Annotated in this window: 11 protein-coding genes; 6 read left to right on the top strand and 5 right to left on the bottom strand. The window is 73.7% G+C overall.

Features of this window, described 5'->3' with window-relative positions:
• Positions 1–1314 precede the first annotated feature (1314 nt).
• Both K7I03_RS06930 and K7I03_RS06925 read left to right on the top strand, forming a co-directional pair.
• Positions 1315–2364: a protein phosphatase 2C domain-containing protein gene (locus tag K7I03_RS06930; RefSeq protein WP_398856710.1), complete on the top strand. Its 1050-nt coding sequence runs from the start codon at positions 1315–1317 to the stop codon at positions 2362–2364.
• Positions 2365–2694: 330 nt separating this feature from the next.
• Positions 2695–3174: an ATP-binding protein gene (locus K7I03_RS06925; RefSeq protein WP_224346933.1), complete on the top strand. Its 480-nt coding sequence runs from the start codon at positions 2695–2697 to the stop codon at positions 3172–3174.
• A 137-nt stretch (positions 3175–3311) separates the two neighbouring features.
• Here K7I03_RS06925 and K7I03_RS06920 read toward each other — a convergent pair whose 3' ends face one another.
• Both K7I03_RS06920 and K7I03_RS06915 read right to left on the bottom strand, forming a co-directional pair.
• A complete protein-coding gene (locus tag K7I03_RS06920) occupies positions 3312–4421 on the bottom strand; it encodes a DUF2637 domain-containing protein (RefSeq protein WP_185944037.1) in 1110 nt (369 codons plus the stop codon).
• Positions 4422–4784: 363 nt separating this feature from the next.
• Entirely contained in the window at positions 4785–5039 is a 255-nt protein-coding gene (locus tag K7I03_RS06915) for a hypothetical protein (protein ID WP_224347757.1), read from the bottom strand.
• On the opposite strand from K7I03_RS06915, the gene K7I03_RS06910 reads away from it, so the two are divergent.
• Positions 4923–5759: a GntR family transcriptional regulator gene (locus K7I03_RS06910; RefSeq protein WP_224347401.1), complete on the top strand. Its 837-nt coding sequence runs from the start codon at positions 4923–4925 to the stop codon at positions 5757–5759. The two genes, K7I03_RS06915 and K7I03_RS06910, sit on opposite strands and share 117 nt — an antisense overlap.
• 19 nt (positions 5760–5778) lie before the next feature.
• Here K7I03_RS06910 and K7I03_RS06905 read toward each other — a convergent pair whose 3' ends face one another.
• Positions 5779–6624, bottom strand: a complete 846-nt coding sequence (locus K7I03_RS06905; RefSeq protein WP_185944039.1) for a hypothetical protein — start codon at positions 6622–6624, stop codon at positions 5779–5781.
• Positions 6625–7042: 418 nt separating this feature from the next.
• On the opposite strand from K7I03_RS06905, the gene K7I03_RS06900 reads away from it, so the two are divergent.
• A complete protein-coding gene (locus K7I03_RS06900; RefSeq protein ID WP_185944040.1) occupies positions 7043–9115 on the top strand; it encodes an elongation factor G in 2073 nt (690 codons plus the stop codon).
• 234 nt (positions 9116–9349) lie between these two features.
• On the opposite strand, the gene K7I03_RS06895 is transcribed toward K7I03_RS06900, so the two are convergent.
• Complete coding sequence (locus K7I03_RS06895) at positions 9350–10231, bottom strand: FG-GAP repeat domain-containing protein (protein ID WP_185944041.1); 882 nt, start codon at positions 10229–10231, stop codon at positions 9350–9352.
• Positions 10232–10448: 217 nt separating this feature from the next.
• Between K7I03_RS06895 and K7I03_RS06890 the strand changes: the two genes are divergently transcribed.
• Complete coding sequence (locus K7I03_RS06890) at positions 10449–10844, top strand: PPOX class F420-dependent oxidoreductase (RefSeq protein WP_185944042.1); 396 nt, start codon at positions 10449–10451, stop codon at positions 10842–10844.
• A gap of 89 nt (positions 10845–10933) precedes the next feature.
• On the opposite strand, the gene K7I03_RS06885 is transcribed toward K7I03_RS06890, so the two are convergent.
• The gene (locus K7I03_RS06885; RefSeq protein ID WP_185944043.1) at positions 10934–11524 is read right to left on the bottom strand and encodes a MarR family winged helix-turn-helix transcriptional regulator; all 591 of its coding nucleotides are present in this window, start codon (positions 11522–11524) and stop codon (positions 10934–10936) included.
• 69 nt (positions 11525–11593) lie between these two features.
• On the opposite strand from K7I03_RS06885, the gene K7I03_RS06880 reads away from it, so the two are divergent.
• A complete protein-coding gene (locus tag K7I03_RS06880; protein ID WP_185944044.1) occupies positions 11594–12310 on the top strand; it encodes an SDR family NAD(P)-dependent oxidoreductase in 717 nt (238 codons plus the stop codon).
• Positions 12311–12323 lie beyond the last annotated feature (13 nt).

Below are 12323 nucleotides of genomic sequence, written 5' to 3'. Positions count from 1 at the left end.
GGCCGGAACCGTTCGGATGCCTTCGCTGGATCGCTGGATGCCTTTGCTCAGGCGGAGATTTCCGCTCGGCGGGGTGTTTCCAGTGGGCCAGGTGCCCTTGATCGGCCGGACGCGTCCTCCGGGCCGGAAGGCTTGGCCGGTCAAGAGGCCCTCAACCGGTCGGCTGCCTCTGACGGGCCGGAAGTTTCCCGGCGGCGGGGTGCCTCCGCTGGACCGGCCGGGCGGAACCGTTCGGATGCCTTCGTTGGATCGCCAGGTGGCTTTGCTCAGCCGGACGTTTCCGCTCGGCGGGGTGTTTCCGGCGGGCCGGGTGCCCCTGATCGGCCGGAGACGTCCGCTGGGCCCGAAGGCTTGGAGCGACCGGAAGCCGCCAATGGGCCGGGTGTCTCCGCCGGACCGGGAGCTTCGCCCCGGCGGGACGCCGCTACCGAGCTTGAGGCTTCCGGTGAGCCGGAAGGCTTCCCGGATGACTTTGCCGGTTCGGATGCCGCGAGTCGGTCGGGGGCCTTCGCCCGGCCGGAGACTTCCGACGGGTCGGAGGGCTTTGCCCGGCGGGACGACTCCGCCGGGCTGGACGCTTCCTCCCGACCGGACGTCCCGGCCGGTCCGGATGCCGCGCACCGGTCCGGTGCCTTCGCTTCCGCTGGGTCGGACGGTCGCGCCCGGCGAGATGTCTCCGCCGGGCGCGCGGTATCCGCCGGACGGGACGTCTCCGCTGAAGCGGAAGCTCTTGATCGGCCGGTGGCCTCCCCTCGGCGGGGGACCTCCGCTCGGCGGGAGGTCTCCGCTGGGCCGGAAGGCCCTTCCCAGCCGGGAACCTTCGCCCAGCCGGGAGCCCATGCTCAACCCGGGACCTCCGCCCGACCGGACGCCTCGGCGAGGTCCGGCTCTCCCACGAGGCCCGGCGCCCCCACGACGCCCGGCGGCTCCGCGAGGTCCGGCGGTTCCACGACATCTGGCGGTTCCACGATGTCCGGCCGCTCCGCGCGGGCTGACGTTCCCGCGCTGCCCGAATCCTCCGGGGGATCCGAAGTCAGCTCTCGCCCCCAAGTCACCTCTCGCACCACCGGCCCCGCTCACCCCGCTCGCCCCGATCACCCTGCCCGTCCCGAACTCCCCACCCTCCCCGACCTCTCCGCGCTCATCGGCGCGCCCCGGGTTCCCGAAGTCCACACCTTTCCCCATGTCCCCACACCCCACATCGCCGCCGGCCCGCCGGAAGTGGCGGAGGCGTCGGGGCCGTCGGACGCCTCCGATCCCCCCGCGACCCCGGATGCGTCCGGCACCTTCGGGGCCTTCGCGTCGGATCCTCCGATGGCGTGCGAGTCGGCCGCGTCGCTGGAGGCCGCCGTGGTGCCGCAGGTGCCCCGGCCGCGGCACCGGGAAGGCGTCCGGCCGCGGGCGCAGGAATACGTCGGCCAGGGGCCGCCGACCTACGAGGCCGAGCCGACCGCCTGGCCCGCCGCGGACCCGGGCGGGCTGGAGGACCTCGTACCCGACACCGTCCTCGACGGCGCCCGGTACGGTGCCATGACGCTGCGGGCCGTCTCCCTGCGCGGCGACTCCGCGCGCTACCGCGGCGAGCCGCGGCGGGACGCGCTGCTGACCGCCCGGTTCGGGAGCGGGGACGGGGCGGTGCTGCTCGTCGCGGTGGCGAGCGGCGCCCGCGCGGCCGAGGGCGCGCACCGGGCGGCGCGGGACATCTGCGCCTGGCTGGGCAGCGCGGTCGGGCGCAGCCACGCCCGGCTGGGGGAGGACATCCGGGCCGGCCGGCGCGGGGAACTGCGCTCCGGGCTGCACCGGCTCACCGACCGGTCGTACGGCCGCCTCCGCACCCGCGCCGCCGAACTCGGCCTGCCGCCCGCCGAGTACACCGCCGCCCTGCGCTGCCTGCTGCTGCCGGCCGATCCCCGGTGCCGCACCCGCGTGTTCTTCGGTGTGGGCGGCGGCGGGCTGTTCCGGCTCCGCGAGGGCGCCTGGCAGGACCTCGACCCGGCGCCGCGCCCGGCCGGCGCCGATCAGGGGGCCGACGGCCCCGGCGGCGACGCGCTGTGCGACGACCGCATCACCGTCGACCTGGGCATCCCCACCCCCGGCACGACCCCCGTGATCGACCCCGAGGAGGTGCCGACCGAACCCTTCCGGTTCCGGGCCGCGGTCGCCCGGCCCGGTGACGCCCTGCTGCTCTGCAGCGCCGGCCTCGCCGAACCCCTGCGCGGGGAGCCGGCGTTGGCCGACGCCCTCGCCGAGCGGTGGGGCACGCGCGCGCAGCCGCCGGGGCTGGCCGAGTTCCTGTCCGACGCGCAGCTGCGTGTCAAGGGGTACGCGGACGACCGTACGGCCGCCGCGATCTGGGAGGCGTAGGAGAGCACGGGAGGGCGGCCTTTCCCTTCGGTCTCCGGTGGCCCTGTCCGGAGATCGAATTCCGGCGCGCCACCGGCGCGTTCCGCCGGTGCCGTGCGCGCGAGAGGTTCTCGCATTTCCACCGCATCGCTATGTCGATACTCAAGTTGATGACTCAACAGGAGTCGTTTCTGTGCAGGCGGGGCATGCATTTGCCGTGAGCCTGTTCGATGCCGGGGCGCCGGGGAGGGGTCGGGGCGAACGGAGATGAAGCGGCGGACTGCACACTGGTTGGGCGCGGGGAACCGCGAAGGTCGGGAAGGGTCCGCGGGCGTCACGGCTCGGAACGAGGTGAACGGCGGGGAGAGCGAGCCCTCCTGGGAAAGACGGCTCGGGCGCGACGATCTGGCGGCGGTCGCGGGGGTACGGGCGGGGCTGCGCCGGTTCCTGGTCCACTGGGGCGCGCCCGGCCGGGCGGAGACCGCCGAGCTGCTGACGAGCGAGCTCGTGACCAACGCCCTGGTGCACACCGACGGCGGCGCGGTGGTGACGGCCGTGCTCGGCGTTGGCCCGTCGGCCGTCGTCAAGGGGCTGCTGCGCGTGGAGGTGCGGGACACGCTGCCCCGGCGCCCGGTGCTCCGCGCGTCCGACGCCGGGCCACCGGCCCGGGAGGGCGGGGTGCGGACGGACGGGGGCCGGTGCGCCGACGAGGGCGCGGCGACCTCCGGGCGTGGTCTGCTGCTCGTCCAGGCCCTGGCCGACGCCTGGGGAGTCCGGACGCACGGCACGGGCAAGACGGTGTGGTTCGAGCTGGCGGCGGAGGAGCGCTGACGAAGGGCGGTGACGAGGAGCGCTGACGAGGGGCGCCGACGAAGGGCGGTGAGGGACGGCCCGAAGGAACGGGCGGAAAGGGTGACGCGACGCCGCCCGTCCGCTCCGAGCCGGTGTACGCGCCCGGAGCGAACGGGTCAGCCGAACTGCCGCTCGATGCGTGCCAGTTTCTCCTCCAGGGAGTCGAGCCGCCGGATGGGCTGGGTGTCGTCCTCGGCGGTGAGGTCGATGGGGCCGGAGTGGCCTGCGGTGTTGCTTGTGGCGCCCCCTGGGCCCCCCGTGCCCGCCGCGCCCGCCGTGTTCACGGCCTGGAGCGGCCGGCCGCGTGCGGGGAGCTGCTCCTGCTCGGTTATGGAAGGCTCCGCTCCGGACTGCGAGCCGATCTGCGCCGGCTGGGGTGCCGCCGGCACCGCCGTCACCTCCACCTGCCGCCCGCCGCGGGCGCGCCCCCACAGCACGCGGTGCTGCCGGTTGTACGCCTTCAGCCGCGCGCGTTCCAACTTGCCGGCCTCCCGGCGGCGCAGCCGGTGCTGGCGGCGCTGCCGCTTGTCCTCGCGTACCTCGTCCACGGCCTCGTCCAGCGTCCGTACGCCTTCGAGCAGCATCAGCGACCAGGCGCCGAACGTCTCGCGCGGCGCCCGCAGCCAGCGGACCATCCGGATCTGCGGCAGCGGGCGGGGGACCAGGCCCTGTTCGCGCAGGGCGGCCCGGCGGGTCTGCTTGAGCGCGCGGTCGAAGAGGACCGCGGCCGACAGCGACATGCCGGCGAAGAACTGCGGGGCTCCCGCGTGGTCCATGCCGCGCGGCGCGTGCACCCAGTTGAACCAGGCGGCGGCGCCCGCGAACGTCCACACGAGCATGCGGGAGCCGAGCGCCGCGTCGCCGTGGCTGGCCTCGCGGACGGCCAGGACCGAGCAGAACATGGCGGCGCCGTCGAGCCCGAAGGGCACCAGGTACTCCCAGCCGTCCGTCAGGCCCAGGTTCTGCCGTCCGAAGCCGACCAGACCATGGAAGGAGAGGGCGGCGGCCACCGCCGCGCAGCAGAAGAGGAGGACGTAGGACGCGCTGCCGTACAGCGCCTCCTTGCGCCTCCTGCGTTCCTCGGTGCGTTCCCAGGAATCCGTGGCCGTCGCGTCCTCCGGACCGCCGTGGCGGCCCCGGGAGAACACCGTCACCGCCACCACGGCTCCGGCGAGGGCCACGGCACTGGGCAAAACCCAATTCAGCGGTATGTCGGTCACTCTCATCTTGCGTCCCTTGCATCGCGGTACCGGCCTTTCGCGCGCCATCCTGACGGAATCGGCCAGGGCGCCAAGCGGTTTCCGGGCAACTCGCCGCCAATGGACGCCAAGGACATACGGATAGGTGTGTATTGCTTCGAACGCCCTGCTGCGCGACGGGAATTGGGTTCTAATCAATCCACCCGTTCGAGTGGATTGGAGATGATCAGCTTGTGCTCGGTCGGGTGATACGAAGGGTGTCGTGTGGTGCTCGTGTCGGCTGCCGCGTCACCGGCCGGTCGGCCGGGGGGCGGACCCGGACATCCTCTGTTCCGAGACGGTCGGGCCTTACTTCGTGACGATCGGGGTTTGAGCCGTCGGATCCTCCGCCTATGGTTCGAATGAGACATAGGAGGACCTCTCATGGAGCAGGGCAGACCCCACCCGGCGGTGCCGTACCCGCGCGCCGCCGCGCCCGCGCCCGCGCGCGTACCGCTCACCGAGGGCGCCGGGGCGCGCGGCGAGCATGTGCACGGCGACCGTTGCGAGCACTTTCAGCACGGTGAGCACCTTCAGCGCGGTGAGACCGTCCAGCGCGGTGAGCACGCCGAGCGCGGTGAGTACGGTCGCGGTGCCTCCGGTCATGGAGGGCACGCGCACGCGTACGGGGCCGGTGCGCCGGCGGCCGGTGTGGGTGCCGGTGTCGGCGTGAGTGCCGGTGTCGGTGTGGCGGCCCGGCGTATGCCGACGCGCTACTCCGTCCGCGGCCAGGTCCTCGACGCCCTGCGCAAGGCCCTGGTCAGCGGTGAGCTCATACCCGGTGAGGTCTACTCGGGCCCCGCGCTGGCCGAGCGGTTCGGGGTTTCGGCGACGCCGGTCCGGGAGGCGATGCAGCAGCTGGTCGCCGAGGGCGCGGTCGAGGCCGTGCCCAACCGGGGCTTCCGGGTCACCAGCCGGTCCGCCCGCGACCTGGCCGAACTCGCCGAGGTCCGCGGCCTGCTGGAGGTGCCCGTCCTGCTCCGGCTGGCCTGTACGCTGCCCGCGGCCCGCTGGCGGGAACTGCTGCCGCTCGCCGAGACGGCGGAGACCGTCGCCCGGGGCGGGGACCGCGCCGCCTACGCCGAGGCCGACCGCGCCTTCCACCGCGCCCTGCTCGGCCTCGGCGGCAACCGCCAGCTCGTCACCGTCACCGACGAGCTCCACCGGCGCGCGCAGTGGCCGACCCCCGACGGCCCGGTCCGGCGCACGGAGGACCTCGTCGCCGACGCGGCCGAGCACGTCGCCCTGCTCGACGCGCTTGCCGCCCGCGACCTGCCGGCCGTCGAGGCCCTGCTCCGCGGCCACTACACGGGGGCCGCGCACTGAACCCGCCCGCCAGGAGCGCTCAGCCGGCCGCCGCGCTGCCCGGTGCCTCCGCCGTCTCCGCCGCGTCCGCCGCCGCCGTCGGGCGCGGGGGAAGCCGGTCCGCCAGCCAGGACGGGACTCCGCCCAGCAGCCTGACCAGCCGGCCCGCCTCCTCGCGCAGCCGGGTCGCCTCGGCCGGGTCCGGGAGGACGGCGGCGAGCGAGACGAGGGCCGGCGCGATCCCCACCAGGTAGCCCAGCTCCTCGCGGATGCGCAGCGACTCGGTGTAGCCGTGCCGGGCGTCGGCGGTGCGGCCGTCGTGCTCCGCCATGGCCGCCAGGTGCCGCCAGGTGAACGAGAGCAGCAGCCGGTGGCCGTGTTCGGTCGCGCCCGCGTGGGCCCGCCGGAAGGCCGCTGTTGCGTCGGACGGGTTGTCCGAGAGGTGCTGGGCGATCAGACCGCGGCGGAAGTCGAGCAGGGGGCGGCCGGGGGAGTGGGGCGCGAGCAGTGCCGCCGCGCGCCCCAGAGCGGAACGTGCCTCGTCCGCCCGGTCGCGTACCCCCAAAAGGGTGGACAGGTAGGCGAGATGACCCCGTTCACAGGCCGCCGCGCCGCGCTCCTCGTCGTCCGCGGCCAGCGCCTCCGCGCCGCGCAGCGCGTCCTCGGCGGCGCTCCAGCCCTCGGCGGTGAACACGCAGCGCTCGATCAGTACGGCAGTGCGCCACCGCGCGGCGCCCGGGTCCGTCGCCGCGCGCGGGGCGATCAGCTCGGCGGCGTCCTCCCAGCAGGCCCGCGAACGGAGCCGCCACACCGCGCGCTCCAGCGGTCCGTCCTGCGGGCTCGGCCCCTGTGGTCCCCATGGTTCCGTCAAGCCAGAATTCCGCATGGCGGTATCCGCCACAGTGCCCTCCCCAAGCGCGCCGTCGAGCTGGAAGCCAAGCCTGCTCCGATCACAGCACGCGGAACCGGGCCCGGCCAAGAGGCCGGTGTGAACCAATTCACAAAGCTCGGGGTGGACTTCGGCCGGGAGTGCTGCGAAGATCGCCGCCCCCTCGCCTCGCCCGCCCGTTGACCAGGCCGTTCCGGCGGGCGGTGGCGGACGCCGACGCCCGCCGTCCGGGCGGCGGAGGGGAAAATCCCTCGCGCGCCATGCCTGCCCCTGGCACCATGGCCCGCGCGCACCACATCGCGCACCACATCGCGCACAGCCACGCCGCACAAGGGAGACGACCGGACGATGCGCCAGGCCCTCGGAGACATCCAGCGCCCTGACCGGACGACCGTTCCCGAGGACTTCTCCCCTGATGCGCACCTCCAGCCCGGCCCCGACTGCCCGGGGCTTTCTGAACATCGGCATCCTGGCGCACGTCGACGCCGGTAAGACCAGCCTCACCGAGCGCCTGCTGTTCGACACCGGCGCCATTGACCGGCTCGGCAGCGTCGACGCCGGCACCACCCGTACCGACTCCGGTGAGATCGAGCGCCGGCGCGGCATCACCATCCGCTCCGCCGTGGCCTCGTTCACCATCGACGGTCTCCACGTCAACCTCATCGACACCCCTGGCCACAGCGACTTCATCGCCGAGGTGGAACGCGCCCTCGGCGTGCTCGACGGGGCGGTGCTCGTGCTGTCCGCCGTCGAGGGGGTGCAGGCGCAGACCCGGGTGCTGATGAGGACCCTGCGCCGGCTGGGGCTGCCCACCCTGGTCTTCGTCAACAAGATCGACCGGACGGGGGCGTGCGAGGCCGAGACGCTGTCCGCGATCCGGACACGCCTCACGCCGCGCATCGTCCCCATGAACACCGTCCACGCCATCGGCACCCGGGACGCCCGCACGCTGCCCGGCTCCTTCGACGACCCCGCCTTCCGCGAACGCGTCGCCGAAGCACTGGCGGAGGACGACGACGCGCTGCTCGCCGACCTCGTCGAGGACCGCGTCCCCGACGCCGGACGGCTCCGGTCCGGCCTCGCCGACCACACGGCGCGCGGCCTGCTGCACCCCCTCTACTTCGGTTCCGCCCACTCGGGGCAGGGCGTGGCGGCCCTCCTCGACGGCATCGCGCACTGGCTCCCCGGCCGGGGAGCCCTGGAGCGGAATGCCTCGGAGCGGAGCGCCGAGGGCCACGCGTCCGCCGGACTCGCCGCGTCCACCGCCCCCGTCGGCACCGTGTTCGCGGTCGAGCGAGGCGTGAACGGCGAGAAGACCGCGTACCTCCGCCTCTTCTCCGGCACCCTGCACCGCCGCGACCGCGTCACCCTGCACCGGCACGGCCCCGACGGCACCGCCGGCGAACTCACCGTCCGCATCACGGCACTTGAGGTCGTCGGAGCGCCGCCCGGCGCCGACCATCGGCTGACCCCCGGCGGGATCGCCCGGCTCCGCGGCCTGCCCGGCGTCCGCGTCGGCGACCGGCTCGGGCCCACGCCCGCGTCCGACGACGCGACGGGAGACGGGGGCGTGGTGCCGCGGTTCGCCCCGCCGAGCCTGGAGACCGTCGTCCGGCCCCGGCGCCCGGAGGACGCCCCACGCCTCTACGCCGCGCTGGCCGCGCTCGCCGACCAGGACCCGCTGATCGGCACCCGCCCCCTGCCGGACGGTGCCGGAACCTCCCTTCTGCTCTACGGCGAGGTCCAGAAAGAGATCATCGCGGCCACCCTCGGCGAGGAGTTCGGGATCGAGGCCGTCTTCGAGGAGAGCCGCACGGTCTTCCGCGAACGCCCCACCGGGAGCGGTGCCGCCTACGAGGGCATCGACCGCCACCGGACGCCCGCCTTCTGGGCGACGATCGGGCTCCGGGTGGATCCCGGCGCCCCCGGCTCCGGCGTCGCGTTCCGCCGGGAGACGGAACTCGGCGCGATCCCCCTCGGTTTCGACCGCGCCATCGAGGAGACCGTGCGCCGCACCCTCCAACAGGGCCTGTACGGCTGGCCGGTCACCGACTGCGTCGTCACCCTCACCCACTCCGGCTACGCCAGCCCGGTGAGCACCGGGACGGACTTCCGGTCGCTCACCCCCCTTGTCCTGATGCGCGCCCTCGACGAGGCCGGCACCCGGGTGTACGAGCCGTGCCACGCCTACGAGGCGGAGGTGCCCGCCGACGCGCTGAGCGCCGTGACGGGACTCCTCGCCGAGCAGGGGGCCCGGGTTCGGGACACGGTGCCCGGCCGTGGTACCTGGCTGGTCAAGGGCACCATCCCGGTGCGGCGGGTGGCGGCGGTGGAGCGGCGCCTTCCGGCGCTGTCCCGGGGCGAGGGGCTCTGGTGGTCGGCCCCCACCGACGACCTGCCCTGCCCCGGAACCCCGCCGGTCCGGACCCGGACGGACGGCGACCCGCTCAACCGCGCGGCCTACCTGCGGCACATGGGCCGGGGTTGAGAGACCCGGCGAGTCCCGAGCCGGGTCCGAGTCCCGAGCCCCGTGCCGGGTCCGAGTCCCGAGCCCCGTGCCGGGTCCGAGTCCCGAGCCCCGTGCCGGGTCCGAGTCCCGAGCCCCGTGCCGGGTCCGAGCCCGAGTCCCGAGCCCCGTGCCGGGCCCGAGTCGGGGGCAAGCCGGAGCCGACGTTCCCCTCCTGATGTACGTCGGCGCCGGCCTGCCCCCTGGTTCGTGGGGTCAGTAGACGATCCGGTACTGGTTCCAGCCGGAGTTGCCTATCTTCTCCTTGGCCGCGAAGGGCGCGGACGCCTTGCCGGTGCCCTTGTAGCGCCACAGCGCCCCGGACTTGTCGCGGGCCACCAGGTCCGTACGCCCGTCGAAGTCCGTGTCGCCGGCGCCGTGCAGCAGGTTGAACTGGTTCCAGCCGCCGCCGATCCTCGTCCGGCCCGCGAACGGCTTGGTCCAGTCGCCCGTGCCCTTGTAGAGCCAGAGCACTCCGTCCTTGTCGCGGGCGACGATGTCCGTCTTCCCGTCGCCCGTCAGGTCGCCCTTGCCGGTGATCTGCGTGTACTGCCCCCAGCCCGGCCCCACCTTCTTCTTGCCGGTGAGCGAGCCGTCCGCCTTGGCCAGGTAGAGCCAGAGCACCCCCTGCCCGTCCCGGGCCAGGATGTCCGGCTGCTTCGCCCCGCCCAGGTCTCCCGGCGAGAAGAACGTGTCGTACGCGCCCCAGCCGGACGCGACCTGGCGCCGCACCCCGTCCAGCGGCTTGTCGAGGATCACCTTGCCGTCGGTGGTGAGGTAGTACGCGTCCCCGTCGTAGTAGTTGTCCGCGTCACTGTCCACCTGCGTCGCCGCCCGCAGCTTCGGCAGATCCAGGAGCCCGTCCATGCGGGGCTCCAACTTGCCCTCCACGCCCCACATGTAGGTGAAGTCCTTGCCGCTCCCGTCGACGACCTCCAGTGGGAAGTGCGGCGCGTCACCGGGCAGCGCCCGCGCGAGCTTCTTGCGTGCCGTCAGGGCGGACCGCCCGGGGCCGTCATCGGCCACGGCCGCACCTGCGGCGGTCACGACGAGCGCGGCGGCGGCCACCGCCGCGGCGAGGCGAGGAAGTCGGTTCACGTCTCTATCTCCGTATTCGGGTGGTGAACAGGGCGCGGCCGCACAGGTGCCTGACGTGTCGTCACGCGCTTCTGTGTATCCGCATCATTTCACAGTCCTGGTGACTGTCAACCGAGTTCACACTGCCGTGTTCATGTGGGAGGGCAGGAAGGATTCGGCCCCCGCGTCTGTTCTGCGCAAGGAATCGATCACGAACGCTCGACAGAAGGGTGAAGCCGTGTCAGTGGCATTCGACGAGGAGACGCGCAAGCTGCTGGACGGGAGGAACTTCGCCACCATCGCGACGCTGGGGCGGGACGGCGCGCCGCAGACCTCGGTGGTCTGGATCGCGAGGGACGGCGACGCGGTGCTGTTCTCCACCACGGCGGGCCGCCAGAAGGCGCGTAACCTCGCCCGCGACCCGCGGATCAGCCTCACGGTCTTCGATACGGCGAACCCCTACCGGTCCGTGGACATCCGCGGCACCGTCGAGCTGATCGAGGACCGGGAGAAGTCGCTGTCGCGCGAGCTCTCCCAGAAGTACCTCGGCGAGAACCCGCCGCCCGAGTCGGACGAAGTGCTCCGGCTCATCGTCCGGGTGACGCCTCGGAAGGTCACCGGCTTCTCCGTCTGAAGCCGGCTCGTCCGCCGCCTCGGTCGCTTTCCGCCGCCTCCGTCGCCCTCCAGTGCGGTCCGGTGCGGTCCGGTGCGGTCCGAACCCGTTCAGGATTCCGTGCGTGCCGTGCGGTCGCGCACGTCGGTGGTCAGTTTGGCCAGGAGGGCGGTGAGCGTGGCGCGTTCGGTGTCCGTGAGGCCCTCGACGAGGGTGGCCTCGCGGCCGAGGACCGTGTCGACGGAGCGTTCGATGAGGGCGTGGCCTTCGGGGGTGAGGGTGACCAGTACGGCTCGCCGGCCCGTGGTGCCGGGTGTGCGTGCGACGAGTCCCTCGCGTTCGGCCCGGGCGACGCGTTGCGAGATCGCCCCGGCGGTCACGAGGGTGCGGTGGGTGAGTTCGCGGGTGGTGAGCGCGTAAGGCGGCCCGGAGCGGCGGATGACGGACAGGAGGTCCAGGGTGGCCGCGTCGATTCCCGCCTGTCGGAGGGCCCGGTTGCGGTCGTCCGCGAAGAGCTTGGCCAACTGCCAGATGGGGGTGACGATCTCGATCGACCCGGTCGGTGTGCCCGGTCGTTCCCGGCGCCAGGCCGCGGCGATCTCGGCGGCGGAGTGGGCGGGTTCGAGCGGTCCGGAGACCGGGACCGCGGAGACGGCGGACGTGGCGTCCGTCGCGGCGTGATCCCTCGGGCTGGCGTCCACTGCTGATCCCCTGGCTTGGCGTCCACTGCTACGTTTAGGTCTAAACGTAGCAGTGGACAGGAGGATCCCGTGACACGCACCGTTCTCGTCACCGGCGGCACCAGCGGCATCGGCCGGGCCGTCGCCGCGGCGTTCGCCGCCGACCGGGCCGAGGTCTTCATCACCGGACGCACCCCTGACGCCGTCGAGCGCACCGCCGCGGAACTGGGGGTGCGCGGCGTCGTCTGCGACGCCACCGATCCCCGGCAGGCCGAGGCGCTCGCCGCCCGGCTCGACGGCCTGGACGTCCTGGTCAACGCCGCCGGCGGGCTGGCCCGGACGGATGCCCGGGACGAACCCGGTCTCGACACGCTCCTCGCGCAGTGGCAGGAGAACCTGGCGCAGAACCTGCTGACCGCCGTCCTCACCACGGCCTCGGTGCGCGACAAGTTCACCGGTGGCGGCTCCGTCGTCAGCATCGGTTCGATCGGCGCCGAGCGCCGGGGCGGCGCGTACGGGGCCGCCAAGGCCGCCCTGGCCGCCTGGAACGCCTCGCTGTCCGCCGAACTCGCCCCCCAGGGCGTCACCTGCAACGTCATCGCCGCGGGGTACGTCGCCGGCACCAACTTCTTCCACGGCGGACTGAGCGAGGAACGCGAACGCGCGCTGGTGGAGGAGACGCACGTCAAGCGTCCGGGGACGGTCGAGGACATCGCCCGGACCGCGCACTTCCTCGCCTCGCCGGGAGCCCGGCACATCACCGGGCAGACGATTCACGTCAACGGAGGCGCGTTCACCACGCGTTAGGGGGGCGCGGCCC

Origin of the sequence: Streptomyces mobaraensis (assembly GCF_020099395.1) — a bacterium.
Classification (GTDB): domain Bacteria; phylum Actinomycetota; class Actinomycetes; order Streptomycetales; family Streptomycetaceae; genus Streptomyces.
Note: the sequence above shows the minus strand (reverse complement) of the source record. Positions and strands in the feature narration are given on the sequence as shown.

Bases quoted from the DNA above. Each gene is read 5' to 3' on its own strand.
- K7I03_RS06930 (WP_398856710.1), top strand. From the start codon at position 1,315: ATGGCGTGCGAGTCGGCCGCGTCGCTGGAGGCCGCCGTGGTGCCGCAG.
- K7I03_RS06920 (WP_185944037.1), bottom strand. From the start codon at position 4,421: ATGAGAGTGACCGACATACCGCTGAATTGGGTTTTGCCCAGTGCCGTG.
- K7I03_RS06915 (WP_224347757.1), bottom strand. From the start codon at position 5,039: ATGACCGGAGGCACCGCGACCGTACTCACCGCGCTCGGCGTGCTCACC.
- K7I03_RS06905 (WP_185944039.1), bottom strand. From the start codon at position 6,624: ATGCGGAATTCTGGCTTGACGGAACCATGGGGACCACAGGGGCCGAGC.
- K7I03_RS06900 (WP_185944040.1), top strand. From the start codon at position 7,043: ATGCGCACCTCCAGCCCGGCCCCGACTGCCCGGGGCTTTCTGAACATC.